This is a genomic window from Achromobacter sp. KK8, assembly GCF_054188005.1.
Window position 1 is genome coordinate 5,864,915 of the sequence record NZ_CM135178.1, and the last position, 13,051, is coordinate 5,877,965.

15 protein-coding genes and 1 tRNA gene are annotated in these 13,051 nt (G+C 71.3%); 8 read left to right on the plus strand and 8 right to left on the minus strand.

What is annotated here, in order from left to right; all coding sequences use genetic code 11:
* Positions 1 to 23: 23 nt before the first annotated feature.
* The 3 genes from ACVN9Z_RS26885 to ptsJ form a co-directional block, all read right to left on the minus strand.
* Positions 24 to 260: a cytoplasmic protein gene (locus ACVN9Z_RS26885; RefSeq protein ID WP_458212847.1), complete on the minus strand. Its 237-nt coding sequence runs from the start codon at positions 258 to 260 to the stop codon at positions 24 to 26.
* Positions 239 to 958: a glutamine amidotransferase gene (locus tag ACVN9Z_RS26890; RefSeq protein ID WP_200221611.1), complete on the minus strand. Its 720-nt coding sequence runs from the start codon at positions 956 to 958 to the stop codon at positions 239 to 241. The genes ACVN9Z_RS26885 and ACVN9Z_RS26890 overlap by 22 nt, the downstream gene beginning before the upstream one ends.
* 187 nt (positions 959 to 1,145) lie before the next feature.
* Positions 1,146 to 2,441: a MocR-like B6 salvage transcription factor PtsJ gene (gene ptsJ, locus ACVN9Z_RS26895; protein ID WP_047991338.1), complete on the minus strand. Its 1,296-nt coding sequence runs from the start codon at positions 2,439 to 2,441 to the stop codon at positions 1,146 to 1,148.
* A gap of 164 nt (positions 2,442 to 2,605) precedes the next feature.
* Here ptsJ and ACVN9Z_RS26900 point away from each other — a divergent pair.
* Positions 2,606 to 2,674, plus strand: a tRNA-Cys gene (locus ACVN9Z_RS26900).
* A 36-nt stretch (positions 2,675 to 2,710) separates the two neighbouring features.
* Here the strand turns inward: ACVN9Z_RS26900 and ACVN9Z_RS26905 are convergent.
* The 4 genes from ACVN9Z_RS26905 to ACVN9Z_RS26920 are packed head-to-tail and all read right to left on the minus strand — an operon-like array spanning position 2,711 to position 7,108.
* Entirely contained in the window at positions 2,711 to 3,724 is a 1,014-nt protein-coding gene (locus ACVN9Z_RS26905) for an XdhC family protein (protein ID WP_006385130.1), read from the minus strand.
* A complete protein-coding gene (locus ACVN9Z_RS26910; RefSeq protein ID WP_197602764.1) occupies positions 3,725 to 4,297 on the minus strand; it encodes a nucleotidyltransferase family protein in 573 nt (190 codons plus the stop codon). It abuts the gene before it with no gap.
* A gap of 52 nt (positions 4,298 to 4,349) precedes the next feature.
* Positions 4,350 to 6,638 (minus strand): xanthine dehydrogenase family protein molybdopterin-binding subunit, encoded by a 2,289-nt coding sequence (locus tag ACVN9Z_RS26915; protein WP_049053984.1) that lies wholly within the window; start codon positions 6,636 to 6,638, stop codon positions 4,350 to 4,352.
* Positions 6,638 to 7,108: a (2Fe-2S)-binding protein gene (locus ACVN9Z_RS26920; RefSeq protein WP_006385128.1), complete on the minus strand. Its 471-nt coding sequence runs from the start codon at positions 7,106 to 7,108 to the stop codon at positions 6,638 to 6,640. Before ACVN9Z_RS26920 ends, ACVN9Z_RS26915 begins: the two co-directional genes overlap by 1 nt.
* Positions 7,109 to 7,309: 201 nt before the next feature.
* Between ACVN9Z_RS26920 and ACVN9Z_RS26925 the strand changes: the two genes are divergently transcribed.
* Positions 7,310 to 8,278 (plus strand): AraC family transcriptional regulator, encoded by a 969-nt coding sequence (locus ACVN9Z_RS26925; RefSeq protein WP_047991341.1) that lies wholly within the window; start codon positions 7,310 to 7,312, stop codon positions 8,276 to 8,278.
* Between the two features lie 25 nt (positions 8,279 to 8,303).
* Here ACVN9Z_RS26925 and ACVN9Z_RS26930 read toward each other — a convergent pair whose 3' ends face one another.
* Positions 8,304 to 9,650 carry an aminotransferase-like domain-containing protein gene (locus ACVN9Z_RS26930; RefSeq protein ID WP_458212848.1) on the minus strand — a complete coding sequence of 449 codons (1,347 nt, stop codon included), beginning with the start codon at positions 9,648 to 9,650 and terminating at the stop codon, positions 8,304 to 8,306.
* A 133-nt stretch (positions 9,651 to 9,783) separates the two neighbouring features.
* Here ACVN9Z_RS26930 and ACVN9Z_RS26935 point away from each other — a divergent pair, with 133 nt between their 5' ends.
* The 6 genes from ACVN9Z_RS26935 (at position 9,784) to ACVN9Z_RS26960 (ending at position 13,030) form a co-directional block, all read left to right on the plus strand.
* Complete coding sequence (locus tag ACVN9Z_RS26935) at positions 9,784 to 10,188, plus strand: VOC family protein (RefSeq protein ID WP_054470616.1); 405 nt, start codon at positions 9,784 to 9,786, stop codon at positions 10,186 to 10,188.
* Positions 10,189 to 10,224: 36 nt separating this feature from the next.
* The gene (locus tag ACVN9Z_RS26940; protein ID WP_024069708.1) at positions 10,225 to 10,854 is read left to right on the plus strand and encodes a LysE family translocator; all 630 of its coding nucleotides are present in this window, start codon (positions 10,225 to 10,227) and stop codon (positions 10,852 to 10,854) included.
* A 74-nt stretch (positions 10,855 to 10,928) separates the two neighbouring features.
* Positions 10,929 to 11,771: a PhzF family phenazine biosynthesis protein gene (locus ACVN9Z_RS26945; RefSeq protein WP_458213525.1), complete on the plus strand. Its 843-nt coding sequence runs from the start codon at positions 10,929 to 10,931 to the stop codon at positions 11,769 to 11,771.
* A gap of 69 nt (positions 11,772 to 11,840) precedes the next feature.
* Positions 11,841 to 12,107, plus strand: a complete 267-nt coding sequence (locus ACVN9Z_RS26950) for a hypothetical protein (protein WP_006384599.1) — start codon at positions 11,841 to 11,843, stop codon at positions 12,105 to 12,107.
* A gap of 84 nt (positions 12,108 to 12,191) precedes the next feature.
* A complete protein-coding gene (locus ACVN9Z_RS26955; RefSeq protein ID WP_020928698.1) occupies positions 12,192 to 12,620 on the plus strand; it encodes a hypothetical protein in 429 nt (142 codons plus the stop codon).
* Positions 12,621 to 12,706: 86 nt separating this feature from the next.
* Positions 12,707 to 13,030: a BON domain-containing protein gene (locus ACVN9Z_RS26960; protein WP_024069710.1), complete on the plus strand. Its 324-nt coding sequence runs from the start codon at positions 12,707 to 12,709 to the stop codon at positions 13,028 to 13,030.
* Positions 13,031 to 13,051: the final 21 nt, after the last annotated feature.

Consider the following 13,051-nt stretch of genomic DNA (forward strand, 5'->3'; position numbering starts at 1 on the left):
GCACGGCGGCGCCCGAGCGGCAATCAGCCTGTCGCGACGGGGGTGAACAACGTATCGCTGCCCAGCACGCGGATCCCCTCGGGCCCGCTTTCCAGGATGCGCCGTTCGCCAGCCTCGACCCAGAGTTCGCAGCGGAACCCGTCGGCCGCCTTGAACAGGCCTTGAATTTCCATCACGGCCTGGCGCGTCATGCGCGCGCTGGCGTCGAAATGACCCAGCAGTTCGCCGTGGCGGTGAATCACGATTCGGTGTTTGAGCATACGATGCGGTCCAGCCAGTCGTTGAAGACGGCGCGAGCGGCGCCGCGCAGGTCGGCCTGCACTGCCGGCGCCTGGGCCCGCAGCGTCGCCGGGTCGATGCCGGCGCGGGCCAGTTCGCAGGCATGCCCGACCAGCCAGTGCTCGAAGTTGCGCAGATCGGCCTCGAGGTGGAATTGCAGCCCGAGCACGCTGTCGCCGTACTCGAACGCCTGGTTCGGTCCCGCCGCCGTGCCCGCAAGCCGGATGGCGCCCGCCGGAATGTCGAACTGGTCCCCGTGCCAATGCAGCACCGGCGTATCGCGCAGGCCGGCCAGCGCCGAGCGTTGGCCCTGGTCGGTCAGCGTCAGGGCGCCGAAGCCGATCTCCGGCCCGGCCGCCATCGGGTAGACGTTGGCGTCCAGGGCCCGCGCGATGAGCTGCGCGCCCAGGCAGATCCCCAGCGTCGGCGCCCGATTCGCCACGCGCGCGCGCACCAGTTCCAGCTCCCGCGCCAGGAACGGATAGCGCGGTTCATCGAAGGCTCCGATCGGCCCGCCCAGCACCACCAGCAGATCCGCCGCCAGCGCGTCCGCCACCGGCAGGTCCTCCACTGCCGCGTCGACATAGCGCACGGTGTAGCCGCGCGCCTGCAACAGCGGCTCCAGCACGCCAAGGTCTTCGAAGTGGACGTGGCGCAAGGCAATGGCGTTCAGGGTCATGGTGGTCGGCTTCCGGATGGGCAATAGCGGTAATGTGCCTGCGGGGCTGCTTGCTATTATTGTCCTATGCCAAAATATTATCAAGATCCAGGACAAATAAGAAAGCGTGACGCGACCAAGCGACGCGCGGCCGCCACGGACGCGCGAGCATTGAATGACAACCCGATATGGCGCGCCGCGCCGTGGCTCAGCGCAGGCTGTGCCCGATATCCTGCGCCAACTTGCGGCACTGGGCGGGCGTCATGCCGGAAAGCGTGATCCGCAGTCCATTGATGCCGCCCTGGACCCCGAAGGCGCCGCCATGCCGCACCAGCCAGCCCTTGCGCGCCAGCGCCAGGGCGACCGCCTGGTCGTCGGTATCCAGCGGCACCCAGAGATTGAGGCCGTCGCCGTTCTCCAGGCAGGGCAGCCCCTGCTCGCGCAATGCATCTTCCAGCTGCCGCCTGCGCGCGGCATAGTCCTGGCGCGCCCGCGCCATCTGGCTGGCCACCTGGGGCTGGCCCAGGGTCACTTCCACCATGTCCTGCAGCAGATGGCTGACCCAGCCGGTGCCCGAGGCCAGCCGCGTGCGCAATTGGCGCGAGGTGGCGGCATCGCTGGCGACCAGCGCCACCCGCACGTCCGGGCCCAGCGCCTTCGAGAAGGACCGGATCAGTGCCCAGCGCTGCGTCTGCGGCGCCAGCGCGCTGTGGTAAGCGGCCTCGGACAGCAAGGCGAAATGGTCATCCAGGATGACCATCACTTGCGGGTGCCGGGCCAGCACGCGCGCCAGGGCGCGCGCGCGCTTCGCGCTCAGCCCGCACCCGGTCGGATTGTGCGCCCGCGGCGTCAGGATGACGGCCCGTGCGCCCTTTTCCAGCGCCGCTTCCAGCGCCTGCGCCTGCATGCCTTCCGCGTCGACCGGCACCCCGACCGGCTGCAGGCCCGCAACCCGCAACATGTTGATGCTGCTGAGGAAACACGGGTCCTCGACCGCCACCCGGTCGCCGGACACCAGGTAGGAACCCAGCAGGCGCTCGATGGCGTCGACCGCGCCATGCGTCAGGTTGATCTCGAACGCGGCCGGGCAGTCCGGCGTGAACCAGCCCCGGGCGTAGTCTTCCAGGCCCGGGTTGACGGTGGCTTCGCCGTACAGCCGGGGCACGTACGGACGCGCGGCGAATGCCGCGGTCAGGTCGGGCAGCCAGGCCGGATCCGGATTGCCGCTGGCCAGGTCCGCCAGCGGCGTATCCGCCTGCGCGCCCTCCTGTTCCCGGGGACCGGACGGGTCGCGGATGATCGTCCCCAGGCGCCCCTGGGTCAAGGCGATCCCCGCCGTCGCCAGCCGCTTATAGGCGGCGGCGACCGTGTTGCGGTTGACGTCCAGCTCGATCGCCAGGTCGCGCACTGGCGGCAGCGCCTGCCCCGCCCGCAACGATCCGGATTGCAGCAGGCCGCGCACGCTCTCGAAGATCTCCGCGGCGGTCTTTCCTTGTATTTTCATATGGGCCTGGGTCAATACCGGCAAGGGCGCTGACATAACGATGGCGCCATGAAGTCAATGCGCCAGTTTGACATGATTGCCTCGCCGGCGAAAGCGCGCCCCACGGCCCGCTACGCGACGCAATCCACGTAGCAGCACGGCTTGCCGCCATCGTCGGGCAACGCGGCGGCAGAGTGGTCATGCGACGGATTGCAAATCCGTCCAGGTTGGTTCGATTCCAGCCCGCGCCTCCAGGCCATTGGGGGCCGCGCGCGGCAGCGGCGGGGCCGCTAGGCGGCGCGCGGTTCGCGCGTCTTGGCGACGGCCACCGAGAGCGTGGCGGGCAAGGCCACGCCATTCTTGACGGCCAGGATCTCGGCCATGACGCTGACGGCGATCTCCGCCGGCGTGCGGCTGCCGATGTAAAGGCCCACCGGCGCCCGCAGGCGCTTGAGCGATTCCTCGGTCTCGTCGAAATGCTCGATCAGCCGCTGGCGGCGCAGGTCGGTGTTGCGCCGCGAGCCGATCGCGCCGACATAGAAGGCCGGGCTGTGCAGCGCCTCCAGCAACGCCAGGTCGTCCAGCTTGGGATCGTGGCTCAGCGCCACGATGCAGGTGCGCGTGTCCGGACGCATGGCGCGCACGGCATCATCGGGCATCTCGGTGGTCAGGCGCACGCCCTGCACCGACCAGGCGCCCAGGTGCTCGACGCGCGGATCGCAAAGCGTGACCGCGAAATCGTTGAACAGCGCCATGGTCGCGACGTACTCGGCCAGCGCCCCGGCGCCGATGAGCAGCATGCGGTACTGCGGCCCCAGCGTGCTGGACAGGGTGGCGCCATCGAAATGCAGGGCCTGCGGCGCCGAAGCCGGCGCCTGCGTCACCGCGCCCGTCGCGCAGTCGACGCTGCGCCTTACCAGCTGCCCGGATTCCAGCTGCCGCACCAGCGTGTCCAGCGCGGCGACGTCGGGATCGAACTCCAGCAGCAGTTCCAGGGTGCCGCCGCAAGGCAGGCCGAAGCGGTGCGCATCGTCGGCGTGGACGCCATAGCGCACCAGTTCCGGCGTCGCGCGCGGCATGCCCGCGCCGCCGTGGGCGCGGGTATAGCGCAGCACCAGATCGTCCTCGATGCAGCCGCCCGAAACCGAGCCGACGCAGCGGCCGTCCTCGCGCAGCGCCATCATCGAACCCGTCGGGCGCGGCGACGATCCCCAGGTGCGCGCCACCGTGGCCAGCAACACCCGCTCTCCCGCCATGGCCCAGTCGCGCGCGGCGCGCAACACGCGTACATCCACACTTTCCATTCAGTCCGCTCCTTGCAGGGACTGGCGGGCGGCAAGCAGCGACTCGGCCCGCGCCAGGTCTTCCAATGTATCGATATCGGCCACGATGCCCGGATCGTCCAGGGCCAGCGCCAACACCTCGCCGGCCTGCCGGCGCGCCGCCACCACCGCGGCGGCGCCCTTGTCTCCGGAGAGCCGCGCCAGGGCCTCGTAGCAGGGCCGGCCAAAGCCGACCGGGTGGCCCTGCCGGCCATTCCAGAACGGCTGCACCACCGTGGCGGCCGCCAGGGCCCGCGCCACCCGGCGCAGGCTGTCGGCGCCGACCAGCGGCAGGTCGCCCGGCAGGATCAGCCAGCCCGCCGCCCGCGGCGTGGCGCGCACGCCGCGGGCGATGGAATCGCCCATGCCGGCCGCCGGATCGTCGCCGGGCAGCACCACATGGCAGGGCAGGCCCGACCGCGCCACCGTATCCCGCACCCGCTGCAACACCGCGATGCCGGCCAGGGGCGTATCGAGCTTGTGCCGGGCGCCGCCGGAGCGCGCAAAGCGCTCGCCCCGGCCGGCGGCCAGCACGATGACGACAGGTGTATCCATTGGCGGCATGGCGGAATCGGCTCTTTTCGCGGTGCGGTCTGCCCCGGTGGTCCTAAGCGACGCTGCGCACCGGCAGGCTGCGCACCCGCTTGCCGGTGGCGGCGAAGATGGCGTTGCACAGCGCCGGCGCCACCGGCGGCACCGGCGGCTCGCCCACGCCGCCTGGCGGCAGGGCATGGTCGTCGTTGACCAGGTGCGTGCGGATCACGCGCGGCGATGCATTATGGCGCAGGACTTCATAGTCGTAGAAGTTGTTCTGCTTGACGCGCCCCTTCTCGAAGGTGATCTCGCCCAGCAGCGCCAGGCTCAGGCCCATGATGGCGCCGCCTTCCATCTGCGCGCGGATGCGTTCGGGCTTGATCTGCGGGCCGCAGTCCAGCGCCATGTCCACGGCCACCACCCGCACTTCGCCCTTCTCGTCCACCGCCACCTCGACCACCGTGGCCGTGTAGCTCATGAAGCTGTAGCAGAACGCCAGGCCCAGGCCATGCCCCTTCGGCAGCTCGCGCCCCCACTTGGCGCCGCTGGCCGCCGCCTCGATCACCCCGCGCAGGCGGCCGGTGTCGTAGGGATAGCGTTCGGGCGATTCGCTGTAGTTCCAGGTGTCCGCCAGCGTGCCCGGATCGATGCGGCGGGCCGGGCCGATCAGGTCCAGCGCATACTGCTTGTGGTCCTGGCCGGCGCGGTGCGCCAGCTCGGCGATGAAGCATTGCGCCGCGAACGCGTGCGGAATGTTGGCCACCGAACGGAACCAGCCGATGCGGGCGTGGGCGGCGACCTCGGCCGTTTCGACCCGCACGTTCGGAATCACGTAGGGCATGTTGATGGCCGACATGGCCGACTCGAACAACTGCTCGCCCTTGGCCCCCTCGGTGAACAGCGACGCGATGGTCGGCGCGGCGCTGCGGTGCAGCCAGGACTGCACCTTGCCGTCCTTGCCGACAACGGCCTCCAGGTGCTCGGCCGACACGGTATGCAGGTAGTCGTGGTGGATGTCGTCTTCGCGCGTCCACACCAGCTTGACCGGCGTGCCGGCGGGCATGGCCTGGGCCACGATGGCGGCCTCGTCGACATAGTCCGGCTTGGACTTGCGGCCAAAGCCGCCGCCCAGCAGCAGCACATGGACCTTGACGTTTTCGGGCTTGAGCTTGAGGCGCTTGGCCACCGCCTCCTGCGCGGCCGCCGGATTCTGCACCGAGGTCCAGACCTCGGCCGCGCCGTCCTGGATCCGCACCGTCGCCACCGGCGTCTCCATCGACGCATGCGCCAGGTGCGGCACGTGGTATTCCGCCATGAAGCGCTCGGCCTCGCCGGCCTTGGCCCAGGCCTGCGGCGCGTCGCCCTGGTCGCGCACCACCTTGCCCGGCTTGCGGCTGGCCTCGGTCAGCGTCTCGCGGTAGGCGACCGAGTCGTAGGCCGCGTTGGGGCCATCGTCCCATTCGATGGCGAGCGCGGCGCGGCCCTGCATCGCGGCCCAGGTATTGCTGGCCACCACCGCCACGCCCCCCAGCGGCTGGAAGGCCGGCGCGCCGGCCATGGCGGGAATTTCCACCACCTTCAGCACGCCGGGCACCGCCAGCGCCTTGGCGCTGTCCACGCGGCGCAGCTTGCCGCCCACCACCGGCGGGCGCGCCACCACGGCATAGACCATGCCGGGCAGGCGCATGTCCATGCCGTACATGGCCTCGCCCTTGCCGATGGCCTCCAGGTCGACCAGGCGCACCTCGTCCTTGCCGATATAGCGAAATTCGGCGCGGGTCTTGAGCTTGACCGCGTCGCCCGCCGGCACCGGCAGCTTGGCGGCGTCGGCCGCCAGCTCGCCATAGCCCAGCCGCCGGCCGGAGGGCGCATGGACGACCTCGTGCTGCGTGGCGCGCACCTCGGCCAGCGGCACCGACCAGCGCGCGGCGGCCGCCGCTTCCAGCATCTGCCGGGCCGCGGCGCCCACGCGCCGCATCGGCATCAGGAAGTGGCGCACGCTGCGCGAGCCGTCCACGTTCTGGTTGCCATAGCGCGCTTCGTCGGCGTCGGCCTGCACCACCCGCACCCGGTCCCAGGCCGCTTCCATCTCGTCGGCCACCACCATCGGCAGGCTGGTGCGCACCCCGGTGCCCATCTCGGCGCGGTGCGCCACGATGGTCACGGTGCCGTCTGCCGCGATCGAGACAAACGCCAGCGGGTCGTCCACCGTGCCGCCCGGCATGGAATCGGCGCCATACTTTTTGGGCTCGTCGGCCGCCCACACCGCGCTCACCAGGCCATTGCCGGTCACCGCCAGGGTCAACGCGCCCAGGCCGCCCTTGAGGAAACCGCGCCGCGAAACCTGCATCGTGGTCGTCATCATTTGCCTCCCTGGGCCAGTTGCGCGGCCGCCTGCTGGATGGCGGCGCGGATGCGCGGATAGGTGCCGCAGCGGCAGATGTTGCCGCTCATGGCCTCGTCGATCTGCTGTTCGGTCGGCGCCGGCGTGGTCTTGAGCAGCCCCACCGCCGTCATGATCTGGCCGGCCTGGCAGTAGCCGCACTGCGCCACGTTGTTTTCCACCCAGGCGCGCTGCACGGTGCGCCCGACCGGGTCGGCCGCCATGCCTTCGATGGTGCTGATGGCCCGGCCCGCCGCGGCGGACACGGGCGTCACACAGGCGCGGGTCGGCTGCCCGTCCAGGTGCGTGGTACAGGCGCCGCACAGCGCCATGCCGCAGCCGAACTTGGTGCCGGTCATGCCGAGCTCGTCGCGCAGCACCCACAAGAGGGGCATATCGTCGGGAACGGAGACTTCCTTGGGCTGACCGTTGACTTGCAATCGTGTCATGGCGGGATCCTCATGGGGTGTGGCGTGGGGGAGCGGGCAAGGACGGTCCAGCGTGCCTGCCCACAAGCATTTTCCGCAATCGCGCCCATCGCTGGTAGCGCATTTCGCTGAATTTCTTGCCTGATCCTATGAGGGATTGATGACTTTGTGTGCAAGCCGTTCCCGGGCGGGTACAGTGCGTCCAGGAGGTTGCGGCCAACCATGACACTGACACCCGATGCGGCGGCGCATCATGACATTTCCTGCCAGGCGCTGGCGCGCGTCATCGGCGGACGGACCCCGGGGCCGGGCGACTTCGACACCGCCATTGCGGGGCTGGGCCTGTTCCGACGCGACGCGGTGGCGCCGGCCTGCGCCTGCCTGGTCGAACCCAGCATCGTCCTGGTCGTGCAGGGCGCCAAGCAGATGTGGATCGGCGGGCAGGCATTTCCCTACGATACCTCACGCTTCCTGATCACGTCACTGGACCTGCCCGGCGATTCGGAAGTCACGGCGGCGACGCCCGAGCATCCCTGCCTGGGCCTGGCGCTGAAGCTGGACCTGCGCATCCTGGCCGAGCTCATCGCCCAGGGCGACACGCTGGCGCCGCGCGAACGCGCCCAGGGAATCGGTGTCGGCATCGGCACGGCAACCCCGACCATCCTGGCGCCGTTCACGCGCCTGCTGGCCCTGCTCGATGAGCCCGACGCCATCCCCGTGCTGGCGCCGCTGGTGCTGCGTGAAATCCACTACCGCCTGTTGATGAGCGACCAGGCCGCCAGGCTGCGGCAGATCACCGCCGTGGATGGCCAGGGCCAGCGCATCGCGCGGGCGATCTCTTGGCTGAAGCGGCACTACGCGCTGCCGTTGCGGGTGGAGGACCTGGCCGCGCGCGTGCAGATGAGCCCGCCGACGTTCCACCACCATTTCCGCCAGCTGACCGCCATGAGCCCGCTGCAGTACCAGAAGTGGCTGCGGCTGAACGAGGCGCGGCGGCTGATGCTGAACGAATACCTGGACGTGGCCAGCGCCGCGTTCAAGGTGGGGTACGAAAGCCCCTCGCAATTCAGCCGCGAGTACAGCCGTCTGTATGGCGTGCCGCCCAAGCGCGACATCGCGGCCCTGCGTGGACAGCCCGGCGCCAGCCCCGGACCTGCCGGGGCCGCATCCGCGGACGCCGTGGGGGTCTGAGCGGGCAGGCGCACGCCCCCCCGGCTCATCCCGCCCGGCCTGGCAGGCCCGCCAGCCGCGTCAGGGCCGCCTCCAGGTCCGCGAAAGCGGGGCCGCCCAGGCAGAGCCGCACGCCCGCCCGGCGGTCCGCGGCATCGACCATCATGCTTTCCGGCGGCGTCAGGCGCACGCCCCTGTCGGCGGCGGCGGCCACGAAGCGCCGGGCCGCCGCGCTCGCCATCGGCAGCCAGGCATGATAGGCGTCGGCAGACAACGCCAGGGCATGCGTCCCGAGGATCGACGCGGCCAGGCCGGCGCGCCGCCGCGCCTCATGCAGCAAGTCGCGCTGCAATGCGGCGATCATGCCACTGGCCTGCCATTCCTGCACCACGGCACAGGCAAGCGCGGACGGCCCCGCTGGCAGGTCGCGCAACCGTTCCCGCGCCGCGTCGCGCAAGGCGGCGGGCAGCGCCAGCGCGCCGATCTGCAAACCCGGGCCGAGCGCCTTGGACATGCCATTGACGTGCAGGCAGAGGTCCGGCGCCAGGGCCGCCAACGGCGGCAGATGGGGCGCCGCCACCGAATAGACGCCGTCTTCGATGATCCATGCTCCCGCGCGGCGGCAAAGGTCAACAATGGCCCGCCGGCGCGCCGCGCCCATCGTCGCGGTCGTCGGATTGTGCAGGGTCGGGGTCAGGTAGACCGCCCGGCCCGCCGTTGCCGGGGTCGCCTCGAGCGCGGCGGCGAGCGATTGCGGCACCATGCCCTCGCCATCGATCTCGACGCCCCGCACACGGCAGCCCTGCCTCCGCGCCAGGGCCAGGGCGCCGGGATACGTGAGCCTCTCGGTCAGCAGCACCCCCCGCGGGCCGCAGGCCAGTTCGATGGCCAATGACAGCGCCTGGCGCGCGCCGCTGGTCAACACCAGGTGCGAGGCCTCCACGGGCAGGCCGACGGTTTCGAGCCAACGGGCCAGCGCGCGGCGGTGTTCCAGGTGGCCGCCCGGCGGCGCGTAGAGATTGAAATGGTCGGCGTCGATGCTGCGCGCGATGCCGGCCAGGGTGCGCGCCAGCACGCGCGCATCGAGGGCGGCCGGCGGGGCGTTGGAAGACAGGTCGATTACCGCGTCGCCCGGCGCCTGCCGGCTTGCGACGAACGTGCCGCGCCCCTGCACGCTGCGCGTCAGGCCGCGCCGCTCCAGCGACACATAGGCCTGGGTCACCGAACCCAGGCCGATGCGCAGCCGCTTGGCCAGGTCGCGGTGCGCCGGCAGGCGGTCGCCGCCGGCCAGCCGCCCTTCGACGATATCGTCGGCCAGCGCCAGCGCCAGGCGCTCGGCCGGGCTGGCCTCGATGTTCGCCAGGCGGGGAATCCAGGGCGATTGCAGCAGCATCCGGGCGGCCTCCAAAAATAAGCGTCACATGACACTTTTTGCTGTCTTCAATAGTGTAACGTTGATCCCGCAGTCTCCCGCCCGTTCGCTGCCGGATGCTCCGGCCGCGATGTCGGCCGGCCTGGAGGAACCCATGTTCAGCCACGTTACCGTCGGCACGCGCGATCTCGAACGCGCAGGCCGCTTCTATGATGCAGTGCTGTCCCCGCTGGGACTGCGCCGCCGCCCCGTCTCGCCCGATGGCGGCCCGGCGGCGCTGTGCTGGGTCGCGGCGCACGCCGCGCTGCCGCGCTTTTACGTCTACACCCCTTATGACGGCGAACCCGCGAGCGCGGGCAACGGCGCCATGACGGCCTTTCTGGCGCCTTCGGCGGGCGCGGTCGACGCGGCGCACGCCGCCGGCCTGGCGCACGGCGGCGCCGACGCAGGCGCCCCCGGGCCCCGCCCGCGCTACGGCAACGGCTATTACGGCGCCTACCTGCGCGATCCCGACGGCAACAAGATCCACATCGTCCACCGCGCCGACCTGCTGCCCTGAGGGCGCAAGGCGGTGTCTCACCCGGAGCAAGCCGGCATGAATGCCAGCCACCTCGCCATGGTCTATGGCACCTATCTGATCGCCACCGCCAGCCCGGGGCCCAGCACCATGGCCATCATGGCCACGGCAATGCGCGACGGCCGCGGTCCGGCCCTGGCGCTGGCGGCCGGCGTCGTCACGGGTTCGCTGTTCTGGGCGCTGCTGGCCGCCACCGGCATCGCCGCCGTGCTCAACGCCTATGCGCAGGCCCTGGCACTTCTCAAGATCGCGGGCGGCCTTTACCTGTTGTACCTGGCCGCGCGCACGGGCCGGTCCGCCTTGCGGCCGGCCGCGGCCTGCGCGGCGCCGCGCGCGGCGGGCAGCACTGGGCGACTCGGCGCCCGTTACCGCCAGGGCGTGTTCATGCACGTCGGCAATCCCAAGGCCATCATGGCCTGGACCGCCATCATCTCGCTCGGGATGGGTCCGGACGGCGCCGCCCACGAACTGCCGGCCATCGTGGGCGGCTGCGTGGCCCTGGGCGTGGGCGTGTTCGGCGGCTACGCCCTGCTGTTCTCGACCGCGTCGATGGCGGCCCTGTACGCGCGAGCGCGGCGCGCCATCGAAGGCGCGCTCGCCGCGGTGTTCGCCGCCGCGGGGCTGAAGCTGCTGTTCTGGCGCGGCTGAGCCCGCATGGATCGCCCTTCCCTGCCCGCGCCGCGCGGCGCGGCTTCCCTTTCATCGAACTGCGCACTGACATGATGCCTCTCACTGTCCATATGGTCGACGTCTTCGGCGCCGGCCCGCTTGCCGGCAATCCGGTCGCGGTCGTCAGCGGCGCCGACGCGCTGTCGACGTCCGACATGCAACGCCTGACGCGCTGGTTCAACCTGTCGGAGACCACGTTCCTGGTCGCGCCGACCCATCCGCAGGCCGACTACCGCGTCAGGATCTTCACGCTGGACCGCGAAATGCCCTTTGCCGGCCATCCGACGCTGGGCACCAGCCACGCGTGGCTGGCGGCACATGCGCCGCGCCACGATATCCACGTCATGCAGGAGTGCGGCGCCGGACTGGTGCGCATCCGGCGCGACCCGCGGCGGCTGGCCTTCGCCGCCCCGCCGCTGATCCGCGCGGGCGCGCCGGACGCGGACGAACTGGAGCAGGCGCGGCGGCTGCTGGGCATCGAGGCCCGCGACATCCTGGCCGCGGCCTGGGTCGACAACGGCCCGGGATGGCTGGGGATCCGGCTGGCGTCGGCGGAGAAGGTGCTCTCGCTCGAACCGGCCGGACGCTGGCCGACGCCGGTCGACATCGGCGTGATCGGCCCTCACGCGCCGGGCGGCGAAGCCGCATTCGAAGTGCGCGCGTTCTTTTCCGACCCGGCCGGCGCCATCGTCGAGGACCCGGTCACCGGCAGCCTGAACGCCGCGCTGGCGCAGTGGTTCTTCGCGCAGGGATGGATCGACCACGACTATGTCGCCGCCCAGGGCACGCGCCTGGGCCGGCGCGGCCGCGTCCATCTATCGCGTGACGACAGCGGCCAGGTCTGGGTCGGCGGCGACACCCGCATCCATGTGAGCGGCACGCTGCAGGCCGTTTGAGCGGTTGGGAGGGCCGGATCGATCGCGTTAGCATGGAAGCACCTGACAGCAAGCACCACAGGAGGCACCATGGAAAACACCAAATGGGATTTCCAGATCGAACGCCCGGTCCACGACGACGGCGCCTGGCGCATCGGGTACACCTTGATCTCCCCCGCCGCCGGTCCGGGCAGGGAACGCATCGCCATCGATGAACGCTTTGCGTCCGCCCAATCCGCCATCGACGAAGCGACCCGCCTGGCGCAGATCCACGTGGCGGACCTGAACGGCGACACCGCGACCTTCGACAAGCCGACCGCCGCCGAGCAGCCGTTCGGCAGGCATACGCGCTTCTGAGCCGGCGCCCCGCCGGACGCGGGAGCGGCGCTTGCTGGCAACGGGGCCTGGCCATCCGCGCCTTCCCGTTACCAGGAGCCCGCCATGCCCCATCCCGACTCGACGCCGCGCCTGCCACGCGCGGCGCCCCCTTCCCCCGCCGCGCCCGCGCCGCGCGCTCCCGCCGATTCGGAGGACGCCCGCGGCCAGGCGCCGGGCAACGCCGTGCCGGAAGAGGACATCGAACCGGCCGATGCCACCGCCGACGATCCGCATCCCGCGCAGGCCGGACGCGCCGCCAACGCTCCCTGGCTGCGCCGGATGCGCGAGATCGACGCCGCCCGCCCCGGCTTCCCCGGCGAGCACCTGGCGGTGCTGGGCCTGGGCGTATGGCTCATGCGGCGCGGCATGCGCGGCGGCACGCCGCTGCGCCGCATGCTGCTGACCCTGGCCGGCACCACGCTGGTCGGCCGCGCCGCCAGCGGCACGGGCGGCATCGCGCGGGTGGCGCGCGTGCTGCGGCGGCTGGGCTGAACCACGGCCCGCGGCCGCCACGGGCATAGCGATTGCTGCGCCGCTTTGCGGAGCGCACTGCCGCGTTCCGCAAACAGGAGATTCACATGGTTCCCATCCAGATCTTGCGCGCAGCCCTGCTCGGCATCGCCTGCGTGATCGTGCTGCCCGGCTGCGCCGCGGAAGGCGGCCGCCGCAGCACCGGCCAATACACCGACGACGTGGCGGTGACGGCGCGGGTCCGCGAAGCCCTGATCCGCGCACCCGGCCTGCGATCCAACACCATCCAGGTCGAAACCTACCGCGGCACGGTGCAGCTGAGCGGCTTCGCCGACGACGAAGACAGCGCCGCGAACGCCATCGCGGCCGCGCGCCAGGTGCCCGGCGTGAACGAAGTGCGCAACAACATCCAGGTCCGCAAGCCGCAGTGAGGCGGGCATAGGCCACGCCGC